Below are 18,698 nucleotides of genomic sequence, written 5' to 3' on the forward strand. Positions count from 1 at the left end.
GACTTTCTCCACAGCCTGGAAAAAAGAGTGCTTTTATGCACTCTTTTTTTGTGCATAAAAATATTTTCTAATTAAATACTACTTAGTATTAAGTTTGTTATTAAGGGGCTGTAAACATGAATATAAAGCAATCGTTCAAACTTGTAGCTATGTTTTTAAGTGTCTTATTTGTATTATTCCCACTTCAAAAAGCATTCGCAGAAGTTATGGACCATACAAAGTATGAAATGGATTGGAGTTATAGTAAGTCAAAGAAGAAACCAATTCGAACAGAACTTATTAAAACGGCAGATGGGAAAATTGCATTTTGCTTAAATGTAGATTTAAAATCTCCGAGTGGTCAAGATTTACCAGAAATGGGTAAAGTGGATATTAATGTGTACCGTGTACTGTTGAATGGATATCCACAAAAGAGCCCACAAGAATTAGGAGTATCTGATTGGAGAGAGGCGCATTACGCAACACAGCTGGCAGTGTGGAATGCGTTAAAACAAATTGATGTTAATGATTTAGATTTCCGCAATAAAAATGTAGAGAAAGTAACGAAAGACATCGTTACAAAAGCAAACGCTAGTGAAGAGTTACAAGAAATTACGATGAGTGTAACTCCTACAGAAGAACAAGAAGCAGTATTAAAAAATGATTTCTTTGAAACAGGCTTATATACAGTAGAAACAAATGCAAAAAGCGGAACATATAAAGTGCAAGCAACAGGTGCACCAGCGGGCGTGAAATTTGCAAATGAAAAAGGCGAAACAAAAACAGAATTTAATGTAGGAGAAAAGTTCCGCATTTTAATTCCGAAACAAACACCAGCTGGCGGATTTAGCTTTAAAGTATCAGGAAATTTAACGAAACTACAAGGGATTGCGCATAAAGGTACACCGACTATTCAAAATGCAGTAGTATTACTTGAGCGTAGTGAAGAAAAAACAAGTCCAGAGTTAGCGGTAAGTTGGAAAAAGGCTGAGGCTCCAAATAAACCAAATAAGCCATATACTCCAAATGAACCGCATAAACCGAATCAAAAGAGATAATGAAAAAGCATTGGCGTATGCCAATGCTTTTTGTATGTGAGGATTAAAATTATATTAAAAAAATAATAAAAAGGATAGAAATAGTGTTTTTACAGAGTAAATTATATTTGAAAATAATATAAATATAATAAAATCCTAACGTTACGATTAAGAGATTAAATTCACAAAATTGTAATATTATTCTTGGGGGGAGGCTATTAAATGCAGGTAAAAGCGTGTAAAATTCATTTGGAAAAACTACCTATAGATGGTCATATATGAAGAAAATGTAAGGTTTTATTGCTATTTTTATTTTTAGATGTATAGATGACGAGACTGAAATATATCTTTTACTATTTTTCCTTTTATGTAAGAAGAGAACTCATCACAAGTAGAGAGAAGTGAGGGGGCGTAATACATAAAAAATTTTACAATATAAGAAAGCGAATACATTTAGAGAAATGCGGTAGTAATTGATATAGGTGCGAGAGGTATTAGTCTATTCATTAAATGTTTTTATAAAAATAATAGGATTTCTTATTAAATGAATATATAGGGTGGTTTGTCTAAAAAAAGGACAGGGGACACAGATTATGTCAAAGCAGAAAAAGAGTAGGGTATTGGTAGCTGGTATTTGTATATCTACATTATTATCACCAGTAGCTTTCGAAGCATCGAAAGGATATGCGGCGCCTTTGGAAGAGAATAAGGGCGGGCAGTTGGAAGAGAGTAAAGAGAATCGTTTGGAGCAGAGAACGTTTCATTTGCCTGGGAAAGGTAGTATTGAAGAAGAGCAAAAACGCTTGAAAGTACGTTATGTACTTTCAGCGAATGAACCAACTGGAATTTATGCTAGTCCAAATGAAGAAATTAAAATTGAAATAAAAGGAACGCAATCTATTAAAGCGTTCATAGGAACGAAGTCATACGATGAAAAAGGGTTTGAAGAATTTGAGTTAAAACCTGGTGAAAATAATATTTCATCTTCAAGAGGTGGAATACTGTATTTTTATAATATGAATAATGATGGCGAAGTAGAGGCTTCAGTTATTCATGGAGGAAGTCATTTTCCATTATTTATCTTAGGAAAACACACAAAAAAAGATTGGGATGCAATGTTAAAGAAGTATAAAAATCCTTATGCAGTTGAATTGAAGGGTGAGAGAAGTTTAATTACTGCAAGTCCTGAAGCAGTGGAAAACTATATGGGAGAGACGGATCCAGTAGAATTAATGAGGCTACATGATAAGATTATTCGCTTTGAAAATTCTGTAGCAGGATTATCTGAAGATGGTGTAGGGTTGTCAAAAGCTCCAAACCACTATATCCAATTTGTTGAAAAGAGAAAACCAGATAAAGATGATTGGATGTTTGCTACTCATTATCATACAGGGTATGTTCCAGAGACTATGGATAGGGTTTTAAATATAAAGAGATTACAAGGAGATGGCTGGGGACCGTGGCATGAAGTAGGGCATTTACATCAGCAAGCTCCTTGGTTTTGGTCAGGTGTAGGAGAAGTAACAGTAAATATATATTCATTATCGGTTCAAAGGATGTTAGGCAATAAATCAAGTCTAGAAGAAGATGGTCATTATAAAAAAGCTTTTGCCTACTTAGATAATCCTGATGCTCAAAAAAAGATGAAAGAATTTGAGAAACTAGTAATGTTTTGGCAACTTGATTTAGCTTATGGAGAGCATTTTTACCCTAATTTACATCAAATGTATCGCTTATTACCAGAATTTGAAATGCCTGCTTCAGATGAAGATAAAAAGCAAATGTTTATTTATATGGCATCGAAAGCGGCTGAACAAAACTTAGTGCCGTTTTTTGAGAAATGGGGATTAAGTCCAAATGATGAGGTTAGAGAAAAAATCGGAAATTTAAATTTGCCTAAATTAGAAAAAGAAATATGGAAAGCAACAGATAGTAATATTATTCGTGAAAAACAAGTGAAACCATATGGCGGGCTTCCTTATGGTGAAGCGTCTAATGTGGTACAAAATCTCATCGTTGGTGCGAATTTTAATGAAAATCTAGCGAATAGTCTTGTTCGAAATTTGGGTGAAAATGTAAAAGTAACAGGTAGAATTATGTGGCCGGATTTAGAGGTTGGAAAAAGAGCGGTATTAGTAGAAATTGAGGATGAGAAAGGACAGAGGAATTTCATTTCTGTTCCAGTTAACAGTCTTTATGGAGATACTATGGTATTTAAAGGTTACGGTGATGAGGTAAATTCTGTTATAACACTCCTTCATGATGAAAAGAAAATCAACGTTTCTTTCGTTGGTAATGAGTTCCATGAGCGCTTTAAAAATGAAAAGTATGTAGGGATTACCTTATATGATAAGGATGGAAATGAAAAGAAAAATATTTCTATAGAAGGGCAAGAAAATTCTAAAAAAGTTGCTTTGCAACTTGAAGGTGTTGAACTTCAATATGGCGATATTATGAAAGTATATCATGCAGAACCAAGTCGCTTCGATTGGTATCAAAGTAATAAACTTGTAGAGCAAGGTGGAGCTAAGAATAAAAAAGAAAAGTTCTTTAAGATTACTCCACAAGGATATGAACTAATAGACGGTATACAGGAAGTAGAAGCAGTACCACAAAAAGTGGTAATCGGGGCAGACGCTGAAAAATTAGAAGCGAAAAACTTTGTTCAAGTAAAAGGTGGAGAAGTAATTGGTTTTGTAGAAAAACCGAATACAATGAAAATCGGTGAACAAAAAGTAAAAGTGGAAACGAAAGATCGTTTTGGAAATAAGAAAGTGACGGAAGTTCCATTAGAAGTGACATATGGAGACAGTTTAGTATTTAAAGGGCTTAAATATAATACAGATATTAAATCAATTGTAACATTGCAACATAATGAGAAAAAATTTAGTGCGACAGCTGATTTAAATCCAGTGCACCACTATTTTAAAGAAGAGACGTATTTTGAATTTACATTACTAAATCAAAATGGGATTGAGAAAAAGAAAGCAACTGTAAAAGGTATTGAAAAGGCAAAAGAATTTGCGAATGCAATTAATGGGCTAGAATTCGAGTACGGTGATGTTGTTAAAGTATATCATGCAGAATCAGATCGCTTTAATTGGTATCAAAATAATGACTTTATCGGACAAGGTAAGGCGAAGGTAGAGAAAGAATTATTATTTAAAGTAACAGAAAAGGGCTTTGAGAGAATGGAAGCCCAGCAAGAAGTAACAGCAGTACCGCAAAAAGTAATAATCGGAACAGACGCTGAAAAATTAGAAGCAAAAGACTTTGTTCAGGTGAAAGATGGAGAAGTACTCGGATTTGTAGAAAAACCAGATACAATAAAAATCGGTGAACAAAAAGTAAAAGTAGAAACGAAAGATCGTTTTGGGAATAAGAAAGTGACGGAAGTACCTCTAACAGTAACGTATGGAGATAGCCTACTTGTATACGGATTAAGCTATGGCACTGACGATATGAAATCAATTATAACGTTACATCATGATACAAAGAAAATGAGTGCGACAGATACGAGTAATTTGATCCATGATTACTTTGGAGATGAGAAGTATTTTGAATTCACAATGTACAATAAAGAGGGAAAAGAGAAGAAAAATATAGAGGTAAAAGGCTTGGAGAATACAAGAGTTTTTGCCAAAGAAGTAAATGGATTAGCATTTGAGTATGGAGATGTGTTGAAAGTGTATCATGCAGAATCTTCTCGCTTACATTGGTATCAAAAAGGTGTATATGGGGGAGAAGGGAAAAATAAAGAGATAAAGGAACTGCTTTTCAAAATTACTGAAAACGGATTTGAAAGATTGGAATCTGAGCAAACAGTAACAGTAATTCCACAAAAAGTGACAATCGGAACTGATGTTGCAAAATTAGATGCAAAAAACTTTGTTCAAGTGAAAGATGGAGAAGTGGTTGGATTTGTAGAAAAACCGAATACAACAAAAATCGGTGAACAAAAAGTAAAAGTAGAAACGAAAGATCGTTTTGGGCACAAGAAAGTGACGGAAGTACCGTTAGAAGTCATTTACGGAGACAGCATTATGTTCTTCGGTACATGGGATGATGAAAGTAATATTAAGTCAGTTGTCACGTTAAAACATGAAGAAAAGAAATTCAGTACAACAGATTCAGAAAGTCCAATGCATACGTCATTTGCAGATGAGAAGTATATGGGGATGACTGTATACGATAAAGATGGAAAAGAGAAGAAAGCTCTATCAGTAAAAGCATCTGAGAATACAAAAGGATTTGCAGAACAATTCAACGGAATGGCGTTTGAATATGGGGATATGGTAAAGGTATACCAAAAAGAGTTTGATAGATTTAAAGTGTATAACAAGAATGAACTAGTGAATACAGAGTACGGTGTTCATGAAGTAATCTTTAAAGTGACAGAGCGTGGTTTCGAGAGAATGGAAGCGCAACAAGAAGTAACAGCAGTACCGCAAAAAGTAGTAATCGGAACAGATGTCGAAAAATTAGAAGCGAAAAACTTTGTTCAAGTGAAGGATGGAGAAGTAGTTGGATTTGTAGAAAAACCGGATACAACAAAAATCGGTGAACAAAAAGTGAAAATAGAAACGAAAGATCGTTTTGGAAATAAGAAAGTGACGGAAGTGCCATTGGAAGTAATTTATGGCGATAGCTTAGTCTTCCAAGGTGATGGTAATAATACGCGTTCTATCGTAACTGCGGATCATAATGCGAAAAAGCTACAGGCAACATTTACGGATGCTAAAGTTCATTATCGTTTTGAGAATGAAAAATATATGGGAATCACGCTATATGATCAAAATGGAAATGAAAAGAAGGTTGCTTCGGCAGAAGGGCAAGAGAGTTCGAAAAACTTTGCAGAACAGTTAAATGGTGTAGACTTCGCATATGGTGATGTTATTAAGGTATATCATGCAGAATCAGATCGATTGAAGTGGTATCAAAAAAATGAGTTTGTAAGTAACGGTAAAGGGAAACAAGAGTTGTACTTTAAATTAACGGAAAAAGGTTTCGAGAGAGTGGAAGCGCAGCAAGAAGTAACAGCAGTCCCACAAAAAGTAGTAATCGGAACGGACGCTGAAAAATTAGAAGCGAAAAACTTTGTTCAGGTGAAAGATGGAGAAGTACTCGCATTTGTAGAAAAGCCGGATACAACAAAGATTGGCGAACAAAAAGTGAAAGTAGAAACGAAAGATCGCTTTGGGAATAAGAAAGTGACAGAAGTATCTGTGGAAGTTACATATGGGGATAGCATAGTATATCAAGGTGTGTCTAATGTAACACGTTCAATTATTACGTTAAACTACGCTGAAAAGAAATTACATGCAACATTTACAAATGATGAGATTCATTATCGCTTTGTAAATGAACAGTATATAGGCCTTACGATTTATGATCAAAATGGAAATGAGAAAAAGCATGTAACGGCAGAAGGACAAGAGACTTCAAAGAATTTCGCTGAGCAAGTAAATGGAACGGCATTTGAGTATGGAGACGTGTTGAAAGTATACCATGCGGAACCGAGTCGTTTGAATTGGTACAAAAAGAATGAGTTAGTTAAAAAAGAGGATGCGATGAAGGGTCAAGAAATATCCTTTAAGATTACTCAAAATGGATTAGAGCAAGTGCAATAATAAGAAAAAGCTCGTAAAACATAATGTTTTACGAGCTTTTTCTTATTATTCAGCTTCAGAAACTACTGTGAAGCGTTCGTTTACGTGTTTTGGGTTTTCAATTTCATCAAGTGCTGCAACTGCGAAGTCTTCGTAACTTACGTAGCTATCACCTTTTGAGTTAACAAGAAGATTGTCTTTGCCAGCTTTGTAAGAACCAGTGCGTTTTCCTAATGCAAATAGTGCAGAAGGGCTGATGAATGTCCAAGTGATATCATTTGTTTGTTGCAAGATTTCTAAGTTTTTACCTTGGTTTTGAGCTGTTGCAAGGTATTCGCCCGGGAAACCTGGTGTATCAAATACACGTGTTGTTTTTTCTTCGTCTACAAATAAGCTTCCTGCTCCACCAACTACAAGTAATTTTGTATTTGGTGCACCTTTCACAGCTTCAATAAGTACGTTTCCTGCATCTACGTGAAGGTGTTCTTGTCCTGCTGGAGCACCGAATGCATTTACAACTACATCGAATGCTTGTAGATCGTTAGATGTAAGAGAAAATACATCTTTCTCTAAAACTTTTACGTTTTCTTCTGTAATTTTTGCAGCATTTCTTACGATTGCAGTTACTTCATGTCCGCGATCTAATGCCTCTTTTAAAATACGACTTCCAGCTTTACCAGTTGCTCCGATAATTCCAATTTTCATAATAAATCCCTCCAAAGTGTTTTGTTAAAGTGTATATCTGAAAATGAATGAATGTATTGTAATTAGGTTTGTTACAACCTGTTGTAACCATTATAGTTACAGTTATGTATTTTTGTCAATGGTGTTGTTTATGAAATTATTTTTTGTTTAGTATGCACAGCTTGTGAAAGTAAAATCACAAAAGAACAATGCATCCATTGGAAAGGACCTAATATTTGGAAGTAGCAAGATGTCGAAAAATGTTGATTTTTGAATATTTTTTGAATATAATTCGATTTATGGAGAAAAGGAGGGGTTAATTGTATGAATATTTTGGAACAATTCGTTTCGTCGACGAATACGATTCTTTGGTCATATATTCTTATTGCAATGTTAATTGGTTTAGGGCTTTATTTTTCTATTAAATTAAAATTCGTACAACTTACTCATTTAGGGGAAATGATTCGTTTAATGAGTGATGGACTAACTGGCAAGACACGTAAAAAGGGCAGCGTATCATCGTTCCAAGCGTTCTGTATGAGTTCTGCAGCTCGTATTGGTATCGGGAACTTAGCTGGTGTAGCGTTAGCTATTTCTATGGGAGGACCCGGAGCTGTATTTTGGATGTGGGTTATTGCGATTATCGGTGCGTCTTCAAGTTTCGTAGAAAGTACGCTTGCACAAATTTATAAAATAAAAGATGGCAGTGGCTTCCGTGGTGGTCCTGCTTACTATATGGAAAAAGGTTTAAATAAACGTTGGATGGGGATTTGGTTCTCTATTCTGATTACAATTAGTTACGGTTTAATTTTCAACTCAGTACAAGCAAATACAGTAACATTAGCGTTTGAAAATGCATTTGGCTTAGAGCGTTATATTGTTGGTATTGTATTAGCTGCATTAGTTGGGGTTATTATTTTTGGTGGTGTAAAAAGTATTGCACGTATGTCGGAAATGATTGTTCCGCCAATGGCGCTTATTTATATTGCGGTAGCTATTTTTGTTGTCATTAAAAACTTCTATTTAATACCAGATGTGTTTACGGAAATCTTTAAAGGTGCATTCGGATTAGATTCAGCTGTAGGTGGCGGTATCGGTGCTGCGATGAAATATGGTATTCAGCGCGGATTATTTGCGAACGAAGCAGGTATGGGTAGTGCGCCGAACGCGGCAGCAACAGCTGATGTAACACATCCAGCGAAACAAGGTTTTATTCAAACAATTGGAGTATTAGTAGATACATTCTTAGTATGTACATCAACAGCATTTATCGTACTATGTTCTGGTGCATATAAAGCAACGAATTTAGAAGGTATTGAATTAACACAAAATGCATTAAGTTCACAAATTGGCCCATGGGCGAGCAGTTTCTTAGCGATTATTATTTTCTTATTTGCATTTAGTTCACTTCTAGGAAACTACTATTATGGTGAAACAAATATTGAATTCATTAAGCAAAGCAAAACGTGGTTAACGATTTACCGTATTGCGGTAGTTGGAATGGTATTATTCGGTTCTGTTGCGACGCTTCAAGTTGTATGGAATATGGCAGACTTATTTATGGGTCTAATGGTAATCACGAACTTAATTGCGATTACACTTCTTGGTCGATTTGCGTATGCTGCATTGGCAGACTATGTAAGGCAAAAGAAACAAGGGAAAGATCCAGTCTTCAGTGCAGATTCTATTCCTGGTTTAACGAATACAGAGTGTTGGGATAAGTCAGCGGTAACAGATAAAGAAAAAGCAGTGTAATTGAAAAGGCGAGCATCGAGGTAAATTCGATGCTCGCCTTTTTTGTTGTAGTAAATGATGAAAAGGATGAGAGGTAATTATTAATATAACGTTTTTGTTTATTTCTCTCTCGTTATTTGTGGGGAACGTACTGTTTTAAAAGTATGACTGGTCGAAGAGGATAAGTGATTGAGTATTAGTTGAACCAATCGGGCTTTTACGGGCAGTTGATCCCCCACCTAATTTCTTCGTTTTCGTTGAATTTTGAGGTGGGGGTCTTACTGCCCGTTAATGCGGGATAAATGCATGTAATGGCTAGATTTTTATGTAAAAAAACACGTATGTTAATATAAGTGACATACTCATGTCACAAAACCTGACATAAAGTTCTTGATTACTTAAAGTTTTTAGAATATAATTTTCTTATTGTTAGGAAGAGGGGGCAATGCAAATATGGATTTTTTAACTAAGGTAATTGGGGATGTAAATAATGTCCTTTGGTCATATGTCATTATTGCGATGTTAATTGGGTTAGGACTCTATTTTTCATTTCGTGTGAAATTTGTCCAAGTTCGTTACTTCGGTGAAATGATTCGTTTGCTTGGGGATGGGGCAAGCTCGAAAACGAGAAAAGCGCAAAAAGAGAAGAGCGGTGTATCATCATTCCAAGCGTTTTGTATGAGTACAGCTTCTCGTGTAGGTACTGGTAACTTAGCTGGTGTAGCTATTGCGATCTCAGCAGGTGGTCCAGGAGCAGTATTTTGGATGTGGTTAATCGCGGTAATTGGGGGTGCTTCTGCATTTGTAGAGAGCACATTAGCGCAAATTTATAAAGTAAAAGATGGGAATGCATTCCGTGGGGGCCCAGCGTATTATATGGAAAAGGGTTTAAAGAAACGCTGGTTAGGTGTTGTGTTCTCTGTTCTAATAACAGTAAGTTTCGGATTGATTTTTAACGCTGTACAGTCTAATACTGTAGCAGCTGCCTTTGATGGTGCATTTAAAACAGATAGCAGATTAGTAGGTCTTGTTATGGCTGGTTTACTTGCAATTATTATTTTCGGCGGAGTAAAACGAATTGCTCGCGCGGTTGAAATGATTGTTCCAGTAATGGCAATTATTTATGTAGCAGTGGCATTATTCGTTGTTGTAACAAACATTACGGCAATTCCATATGTATTTAAAGAAATTTTCTTACATGCTTTCGGAATTAAAGAAGTAGTAGGCGGAGGATTAGGAGCTGCGATTTTATTAGGGGTAAAACGTGGATTATTCTCAAATGAAGCAGGTATGGGTAGTGCGCCAAACGCAGCAGCGACTGCGAACGTAACGCACCCAGTTAAACAAGGTTTCATTCAAACTTTAGGGGTATTTACAGATACATTATTAATTTGTAGTTGTACAGCATTTATCATTCTTTTATCAGACGTGCATAATGCAGCTGATTTAAATGGAATTCAATTAACGCAGCAGGCGTTAAGTCAACATATCGGTCCATGGGCTTCTATATTTGTGGCAGTGGCAATCTTCTTGTTTGCATTCAGTTCATTAGTAGGTAACTACTACTATGGTGAAACAAATATTGAGTTCTTAAATGGAAGTAAAGTGTTATTAAATGCATACCGCATTGCTGTACTTGGTATGGTTATGCTAGGGTCTGTAGCGACAATTCAAATCGTTTGGGATTTAGCAGATTTATTTATGGGAATTATGGCTGTTATTAACTTAGTAGCAATTGTATTCCTTTCTAAGTACGCTTTCGCAGCGTTATCAGATTATATTAAGCAAAAGAAACAAGGGAAAGATCCAGTCTTTTATGCGGAGTCTATTCCAGGTTTGAACAATACAGAGTGTTGGGATAAGCCAGCGGTAGCTGATAAAGAAAAAGCGGTATAATGAGGTGAGCATCAAGTGAAACTTGATGCTCATTTTTTGTTGGTTCAGCTATTTGTGTGAAGTGAAACTTCTGCTCATTAAAGTTTCGCTTTATAATGAAAAAGACGAACATTCATGAATGTTTCATAATAAAATGTATTTTTTTAAGAAAAGTGCGGATATGAGTTGTGATTTATGTTAGAATGGAAAATGCCTTTGAAATAAGAGGTTTTATGATCTTTCCTATCCGATTGAAGATTTTGGAGGAGAAATGGAAAGTTCGGATTATTTCTTGTTTTGAATGGTCAGACGTTCAACGTTAATGAAGAGTTAAATGGAGGATTTTATTAATGAAGTTTGTTATGTTCCTTGTAGGATTACTCGTTGTATTTGTACTCGGTTTTCTTATAAGTGCCGATCGAAAGAAGATTAAGTATAAACCAATCGCAATTATGCTTATTATTCAGCTAGTATTATCTTATTTCTTATTAAATACACAAGTTGGTTATATTTTAGTAAAAGGAATTTCAGATGGATTTGGCGCACTTCTTGGATATGCGGAAGCTGGAATCGTTTTCGTATTTGGTGGTCTTGTTAATAAAGGAGAGGTTTCATTCTTCTTAACAGCGTTATTACCAATCGTATTCTTTGCGGTTTTAATCGGAATTCTGCAACACTTTAAAATTTTACCGATATTTATTCGTGCTATTGGTACGTTGTTAAGTAAAGTAAATGGTCTAGGAAAACTAGAATCATATAACGCAGTAGCAGCTGCCATTGTTGGACAAGCAGAAGTATTTATTACAGTAAAAGATCAATTAAGTAAAATCCCAAAACATCGTTTATATACATTATGTGCATCTTCTATGTCGACAGTGTCGATGTCAATTGTTGGTTCTTATATGAAAATGATTGAACCGAAATATGTAGTAACAGCACTTGTATTAAATTTATTTAGTGGTTTCATTATCATTCATATTATTAACCCGTACGATATTACAGAAGAAGAAGATACACTGAAATTAGAAAATAAGAAAAAACAATCATTCTTTGAAATGCTAAGCGAGTACATTATGCTTGGTTTCACAATCGCGATTACAGTAGCAGCTATGTTACTTGGTTTCGTAGCATTAATTACAGCAATCAATAGCTTGTTTGATTCAATGTTCGGTATTACATTCCAAGCTATTTTAGGATATATTTTCTCACCATTAGCATTCGTAATGGGTATCCCGCAAGCGGAGATGGTAACAGCGGGACAAATTATGGCAACAAAATTAGTATCAAACGAGTTTGTTGCGATGCTTGATCTTGGAAAAGTAGCTGGTGATTTATCGGCTCGTACAGTTGGTATTCTTTCTGTATTCCTTGTATCATTTGCGAACTTCTCATCTATCGGAATTATCGCAGGTGCAACGAAAGGTATCGATGAAAATCAATCAAATGTTGTATCATCATTCGGTCTACGCCTTGTGTACGGTGCGACATTAGTAAGTATTCTATCAGCAATTATCGTTGGTGTTATGTTATAAAAAAGGATGGCTCTAGCTCATAGCTAGGGCTATTTTTTTATGGTAAATTTGCATGAAAAAACCAATTAATTAGGAATATATTAACATATAAAAATCTTTTAAAATTTATATTGCATTTCACCTAGATAACGCTTACAATTTGATTTGTAGGTGGTATCAATTTCAGACTTTCAAGTATGGTAGGAGAGAAGAAGCTACCTTTTATAAATTGCAATTTATGTAAACGCTTACTGATTTTAGATGACAGTTGAATAGTTTTAGGGGTTTTAAATTTTTTTAACAACAATGGTCAGACGTCATTCGTTATACGTTATACGACCAACAATTCGTGGGAGAAGTGGGGGATTCACATATGAAAATAGTAATGTTTCTAGTCGGTTTACTTGTAGTGTTTGTACTAGGTTTCCTTATCAGTTCAGATCGTAAGAAGATTAAATATAAACCAATTGCACTTATGCTTGTCATTCAATTGGTACTTGCGTATTTCTTACTAAATACAAAGGTCGGATTTGTATTAGTAAAAGGAATCGCAGATGGATTTGGTTCTATTTTAAAATTTGCGGAAGCTGGGGTTAATTTCGTATTTGGTGGTCTAGCAAACGATGGACAAGCACCATTCTTCTTAACAGTATTATTACCGATTATTTTCTTAGCAGTATTAATCGGGATCCTGCAACATATTAAAGTTTTACCGATTATCATTCGTGCAGTCGGTTTCTTATTAAGTAAAGTTAACGGTTTAGGAAAACTAGAATCATATAATGCGGTAGCAGCTGCAATCGTTGGTCAAGGGGAAGTATTCATTACAGTAAAAGATCAACTAAGCAAATTACCGAAAAATCGTTTATACACACTTTGTGCATCTTCAATGTCTACAGTATCGATGTCAATCGTCGGTTCTTATATGAAAATGATTGATCCAAAATATGTAGTAACAGCGCTTGTATTAAACTTATTCAGTGGATTCATTATCGTTCATATCATTAATCCATATGAAGTAAAAGAAGAAGACGATATTTTAGAATTACAAGAAGACAAGAAACAAACATTCTTTGAAATGTTAGGCGAATATATTATGCTTGGTTTCTCTATCGCTGTAACAGTAGCGGCGATGTTAATCGGTTTCGTAGCATTAATTACAGCAATTAATGGTGTATTCGATTCAATTTTCGGAATCACATTCCAAAGCATTTTAGGATATATCTTCTCACCATTAGCATTCGTAATGGGTATTCCAACATCAGAGATGTTACAAGCAGGACAAATTATGGCAACAAAATTAGTAACGAACGAATTCGTTGCAATGCTTGACCTTGGAAAAGTAGCTGGCGATTTATCAGCTCGTACAGTAGGTATTTTATCTATCTTCCTTGTATCATTTGCGAACTTCTCATCTATCGGAATTATCGCAGGTGCAACGAAGAGTATTGATGGCAAACAAGCAAACGTTGTCTCATCATTCGGTTTAAAACTTGTATACGGTGCAACGTTAGTAAGTATATTATCAGCGATTATCGTTGGGGTTATGCTTTAATAAATTAAGAAAAGCAATGAGCGTAGGCTCATTGCTTTTTTTGTTTAACTTGCTTTATCCAAGTTTCTTTTAAAACGTGGTTTCTCTAAATAAGTTCCCAGTCTCCACACATATTCCACTGGCCCCATTCGGTATTTCTGGAGCCAATAGGTGCTAACGAATAATTGAATTGTATAAATTCCGATGGTTAAAAGAATACCGAAGAAATATCCGATTTTCCCGTATAAGCCAAATCCATATGCGTAAAAAATGGTTGTTGCGATAATAGATTGTGCTAAGTAATTACTAACGGACATTTTCCCCATGTTCGCCATGTATGTTAGTAGACGGGTTGCTTTTTTGTAATGGAATAATAAAATGATTGTGCTTCCGTAAAAGAAGGTCATAGTTACTGGTGTAAGGCCATCTTGTAACATAATTAAAAGCGGGTGCTTTACGAACATAGCTAAGATTTTAATTGTAAAAGAGAAGAGACCGGTGGCAAACCATATTTTTTTGACAGCAGGTATATGTTTACTGACCTCAAATAGCCAGCCTTTTTTCCCTACATACATTCCGAGTAGGAACAGTGGAGACATAAAAATTATTGCGAAAACTGATATAAAAAATAATCCGAATGCACCGTCAATTCCCATGTAATCAAAAGGATTTTCAGTCAATCTAAAGTTGACGTGATCCATATAGCTTCCAGTTTGATGGACTTTATGTTCTTTTTCAGTATAAGGTGCGAAATCATTTATATTTGTAGATGGATCAGTTTGATAAGACATAAGTGTAAGAAGTGCGAGTAGAATAATCGCCCAAATGAGCAAAGTTTTCGGTTTTCGATTGATGAATATCATTAAAAAAATCCCGATTATTCCGTATGCAAATAAAATATCTCCCTCCCAAACAAAAGTGCCATGAATGTAGCCGAGTAGTAAAAGAATGATAATACGTCTTATGTATGTGGGGAAGAATTTTTTTCCTTTTGCGATAATACTTTTTTGTAACAAAATAATGCTAAGTCCAAATAGAAAAGAAAATAGGGATATAAAGTTATGTGTGCCGAAAAATTGAATAAACCAATTAGCACCTTTATCAAGATCGCCAAATAGATAAGTTGGTTTTTCACTGGTGAAGAACCCAAATTGAATTAATGTCATATTGACTAGTAAAATGCCAAACAAAGCGAAACCACGAATTGCATCAACAGATTCTACACGTTGATTCATTTTTCCTCTCCTCGTATATTCGTTTTTATATTGAAAATAATACCATTTTATATCTGGCACTATGTCAAATATGAGGAAATTTAAGGTGATTTTAAGATAGAGAGCAAACAAAAAAATCACCTTAATACATGTATTAAGGTGATTGAAATATTACTCAGTTGGAGGCGTAAATGTACGTTTCTCTAATTCAGCATCTAGCATAAACAGTGCGTTTGAATCGCTTGTAATACGTTTTAGTTTTTGGATGATGCTATCGAATGAAGCTTCTTCTTCTACTTGCTCATCGACGAACCATTTTAAAAATGTAATTGTTGCATGTTCACGCTCATCCCAAGCGATATCAGATAAGTTGTAAATACGTTTCGTTACTTCACGCTCGTGCTCAAGTGCGACTTCAAAAGCGTTTAATACAGATTCGTATTCGTTATTCGGATTATCAAATCCAGTAATAATAGCGCGCTCTCCGCGGTCATTAATATAGTTGTAAAGCTTCATTGCGTGGAAACGTTCTTCTTCAGCTTGTACAAGGAAAAAGTTAGCGAATCCATCATAGCTCTCAGCTGTACAGTAAGCAGCCATTGCCATATAAGCATGGGCAGAGTAAAATTCAAAGTTCATTTGTTCATTTAATGCGTCGTGCAATTTTTTTGATAACATAAAATCCCCCTTAGTATTGTGACAATAATATTATACCATAATTGATAATATTCTCATTTAGATGCTTCGAATCTTTTCGAAAGCTTTGTGACGTGTGCGTCCATAATGTCTTGTAAATCTAAATCATATTTTTGCGAAAGAATAATAAGGTTAGATAGTACATCGCCAAGTTCTTCTTTTAGTTCTTGTTTTAGCTCTTCTTCTGTTTTCGCATCTTCATCAGGGCGATCACGGCCGATTTCAATAGCGCGAACGACTCGTGAAACTTCCCCAACTTCCTCAGTTAAGAAATTTAAGCGAATAAAGGCATTATACTGTGACCAGCTTCGTTTTTCGTAAAATTCCTCAACCCATCTTTGGAATGCAACGATATCCATTTCTTCCTCATCTCCTCAATATGTTGTACAATGTCAATTGTATCATAACAATATATAGTTTCGGGGTGTAGGAATGAGAAAGATTTGTGTGTTTGCAGGTTCTAATTTAGGGGAGAGACCAGAGTTTAAAGAGCAGGCAATTCAGTTAGGTAAAATGTTTGTTGAGAACGACTATGAGCTCGTATACGGTGGTTCATGCGTTGGATTAATGGGAGAAGTAGCAAACGAAGTTCTTCGTTTAGGTGGACGTGTAACAGGTGTTATGCCGCGCGGTCTATTCCGAGGAGAAATTGTGCATACGGGATTAACAGAATTAATTGAAGTAGAAACAATGCATGAACGTAAAGCGAAAATGGCAGAGCTTGCGGATGCTTTTATCGCGCTTCCAGGCGGATACGGAACGTTTGAAGAACTATTTGAAGTTGTATGTTGGTCACAAATTGGTATACACAATAAGCCAGTTGGTTTATTAAACATAAAAGATTTTTACGGACCAATTTTGCAAATGGTTGAACGTGCAGCAGAAGAAGGATTTATGGATCCATCAAATAAAGAATTGATCGTTTCAGCTGAGACGGCAGATAAACTAATTCATGCAATCCAAAATTTTGAGCGTCCTGTTTTGGGAACGAAGTGGAAGCAACTATCATAGCAAATACGGAAACACATGTCGTTTTAATTGAAAAAGACATGTGTTTTTAATTTGGTTAAATATGTTAATGTTTAGATGTAATGTTTTTGGGAAAGGAGAAATAGATGGAGGAGTTTGTGTATTTACGTCCGGTTTTTAAAAGTATTTTAGCAGCGTCTATTCTTGTTATGCTAATTGTTTCAACACAGAAGAAAGAGCTAATTAATGAATTTTCGCTTTGGTTTATTTCGATATTGTGTATCGGTGTTTCGGCGATAACGCTCTTTATGATTGGTTTTATCGTTGATGAGTATAATCTAGGTGGAGATCCACAATCGTTTTGTATGTTTATTGCGATTGGTTGTATTAGTGGTCTGAATTTCATTATTTATTACAGAAGGCAATAAAAGAGGCATTCCATATTACTTTGGAATGCCTTTATCATTTTGATTGCTTTGTTTTTTATAGATGTCTTTGGAAACACATGTAAGTTTATTTTAAAAAAGCATGTGTTTTTAATTTGGTTCAATATATTGATAATGAGATGTGGAAGCGTTTGAAGAGGGGAAGTAGATGGAGAGATGTTTTGATGAATTAAAAAAGAACATCTGAATAAAGGGTGAGTAAGGAATTATTGAGTGATATATAATTGTTCCGTTAAAGGGTCAGATTTTGGAAGATACCGAATGTTTTTATGAAGTTAGTAGAGGTTTTTTTAATCGAAATCAGAATAAATTTTATAGATGTAATCCTTTGGAAATTTTTAATCAGCTATGTATCATAATCTAATCATTAAAGTGAAAATTGGAGGAGAGATGAGCATGGGGCGTTCTGTATTAAAAATGTATAATTACCACTTATGGGCAAATGAAGTTATTTTAAATCGCTTAAAAGAACTACCGCAAGACATTTTCCATAAGGAAGTTAAGAGTGGTTTTTCTTCGGTGGCAAAAGTAATGTCTCACATATACCTCACAGATTTAGCCTGGTTTGAGATTATTTCTGGTAAAAGCATGAGTGATGCAATGGTACACACAGACCAATTGAGAGAGCAGCTGGAAACAAAAAATATTGAGGAAATGAAAACTAGTTTTTATGAATTATCTAAACGATATAAAGTACTTTTAAGTAGTCAACAAGATTATGAAAAAGTGGTTGAGGTTGATAATCCATATGCTGGGCACCTAGATACGACGGTTTCTGAAACAATACTACACGTGGTCACCCACGGAGCATATCACCGTGGGAATATAGCCACAATGTTGCGGCAAATGGGTTATACCTCTGTTATGCAAGATTTTGGACTGTTTCTATATTCAAAATGAATTCTTTTTATTTACCATAGAATATGGGTTTTTATGATATTTTTTGGGGACTACTTTTATTATTGGTTTAAGTTTAATTATGTAATATAGAATAAAGGCATTCCATATTATTTCGGAATGCCTTTATTGTTATTTTTATTTTGTTTTTTATACAGGTACCAGCCACCCCATCCGCCACCAATTGCTACGACAACGAGGAAAGCATAGTCTTTAACCTCGACACGTATATTGAAAATATTAGCTATAAGTAAGAGAATCCCAACTGTTATCAACGCAAAAAATGCTCTAATTAAGTAGTCTTTCAACTGAACCACTCCCGTCATTTAAGTAGTAAATGATGAATTTGGAAAAGCTTTTTGGATCTATGATACTAAAGGGTGTTTCCTATATTTTAACATAGATGAGATTGTAATATATTGATAAAAGTAGGGGAGAGGGGCGCTGATATTGTCGTGATTTGTCGGCAAATTGATATCCTTTGTCAAATCGTTGATATATTGCGGGTAATGA

The 18,698-nt window shown here is 35.0% G+C and carries 14 protein-coding genes; 9 read left to right on the top strand and 5 right to left on the bottom strand.

Translation table 11 applies throughout. The features are described 5' to 3' along the window. The first annotated feature begins 116 nt into the window (after positions 1-116). Positions 117-1,037, top strand: coding sequence for a thioester domain-containing protein (locus RT27_RS20770; protein ID WP_043937290.1), 921 nt, complete (start codon positions 117-119; stop codon positions 1,035-1,037). Between the two features lie 572 nt (positions 1,038-1,609). Beyond that, positions 1,610-6,646 carry a putative mucin/carbohydrate-binding domain-containing protein gene (locus RT27_RS20775; RefSeq protein ID WP_043937292.1) on the top strand — a complete coding sequence of 1,679 codons (5,037 nt, stop codon included), beginning with the start codon at positions 1,610-1,612 and terminating at the stop codon, positions 6,644-6,646. A 45-nt stretch (positions 6,647-6,691) separates the two neighbouring features. On the opposite strand, the gene RT27_RS20780 is transcribed toward RT27_RS20775, so the two are convergent. Continuing rightward, a complete protein-coding gene (locus RT27_RS20780; protein WP_000689910.1) occupies positions 6,692-7,330 on the bottom strand; it encodes an NAD(P)-dependent oxidoreductase in 639 nt (212 codons plus the stop codon). Between the two features lie 303 nt (positions 7,331-7,633). On the opposite strand from RT27_RS20780, the gene RT27_RS20785 reads away from it, so the two are divergent. The 4 genes from RT27_RS20785 (at position 7,634) to RT27_RS20800 (ending at position 13,984) form a co-directional block, all read left to right on the top strand. Next, entirely contained in the window at positions 7,634-9,064 is a 1,431-nt protein-coding gene (locus RT27_RS20785) for an alanine/glycine:cation symporter family protein (protein WP_016079792.1), read from the top strand. 432 nt (positions 9,065-9,496) lie between these two features. Then, positions 9,497-10,939 carry an alanine/glycine:cation symporter family protein gene (locus RT27_RS20790; RefSeq protein WP_016079793.1) on the top strand — a complete coding sequence of 481 codons (1,443 nt, stop codon included), beginning with the start codon at positions 9,497-9,499 and terminating at the stop codon, positions 10,937-10,939. Between the two features lie 329 nt (positions 10,940-11,268). Continuing rightward, positions 11,269-12,450, top strand: coding sequence for a nucleoside transporter C-terminal domain-containing protein (locus RT27_RS20795; protein ID WP_000673845.1), 1,182 nt, complete (start codon positions 11,269-11,271; stop codon positions 12,448-12,450). Between the two features lie 352 nt (positions 12,451-12,802). After that, a complete protein-coding gene (locus RT27_RS20800) occupies positions 12,803-13,984 on the top strand; it encodes a nucleoside transporter C-terminal domain-containing protein (protein ID WP_000706853.1) in 1,182 nt (393 codons plus the stop codon). Positions 13,985-14,028: 44 nt separating this feature from the next. On the opposite strand, the gene RT27_RS20805 is transcribed toward RT27_RS20800, so the two are convergent. From RT27_RS20805 to RT27_RS20815, 3 genes are all read right to left on the bottom strand, one after another. Further along, entirely contained in the window at positions 14,029-15,198 is a 1,170-nt protein-coding gene (locus RT27_RS20805) for a DUF418 domain-containing protein (RefSeq protein WP_043937293.1), read from the bottom strand. A gap of 150 nt (positions 15,199-15,348) precedes the next feature. After that, entirely contained in the window at positions 15,349-15,855 is a 507-nt protein-coding gene (locus tag RT27_RS20810; RefSeq protein ID WP_029443553.1) for a ferritin, read from the bottom strand. 53 nt (positions 15,856-15,908) lie between these two features. After that, positions 15,909-16,232, bottom strand: a complete 324-nt coding sequence (locus RT27_RS20815; protein WP_000355746.1) for a MazG-like family protein — start codon at positions 16,230-16,232, stop codon at positions 15,909-15,911. Between the two features lie 88 nt (positions 16,233-16,320). On the opposite strand from RT27_RS20815, the gene RT27_RS20820 reads away from it, so the two are divergent. The 3 genes from RT27_RS20820 (at position 16,321) to RT27_RS20830 (ending at position 18,188) form a co-directional block, all read left to right on the top strand. Beyond that, positions 16,321-16,884, top strand: coding sequence for a TIGR00730 family Rossman fold protein (locus RT27_RS20820; protein ID WP_173927966.1), 564 nt, complete (start codon positions 16,321-16,323; stop codon positions 16,882-16,884). 104 nt (positions 16,885-16,988) lie between these two features. Then, complete coding sequence (locus RT27_RS20825; protein WP_016079795.1) at positions 16,989-17,270, top strand: hypothetical protein; 282 nt, start codon at positions 16,989-16,991, stop codon at positions 17,268-17,270. A 414-nt stretch (positions 17,271-17,684) separates the two neighbouring features. Then, complete coding sequence (locus RT27_RS20830; RefSeq protein ID WP_016079796.1) at positions 17,685-18,188, top strand: DinB family protein; 504 nt, start codon at positions 17,685-17,687, stop codon at positions 18,186-18,188. A gap of 107 nt (positions 18,189-18,295) precedes the next feature. Here the strand turns inward: RT27_RS20830 and RT27_RS20835 are convergent, their stop codons facing one another. Further along, positions 18,296-18,493, bottom strand: coding sequence for a hypothetical protein (locus RT27_RS20835; protein WP_000656311.1), 198 nt, complete (start codon positions 18,491-18,493; stop codon positions 18,296-18,298). Between the last annotated feature and the right edge of the window lie 205 nt (positions 18,494-18,698).

The sequence above is a fragment of the Bacillus sp. L_1B0_5 genome, from assembly GCF_000836715.1.
In the GTDB taxonomy this organism is placed as follows: domain Bacteria; phylum Bacillota; class Bacilli; order Bacillales; family Bacillaceae_G; genus Bacillus_A; species Bacillus_A thuringiensis_S.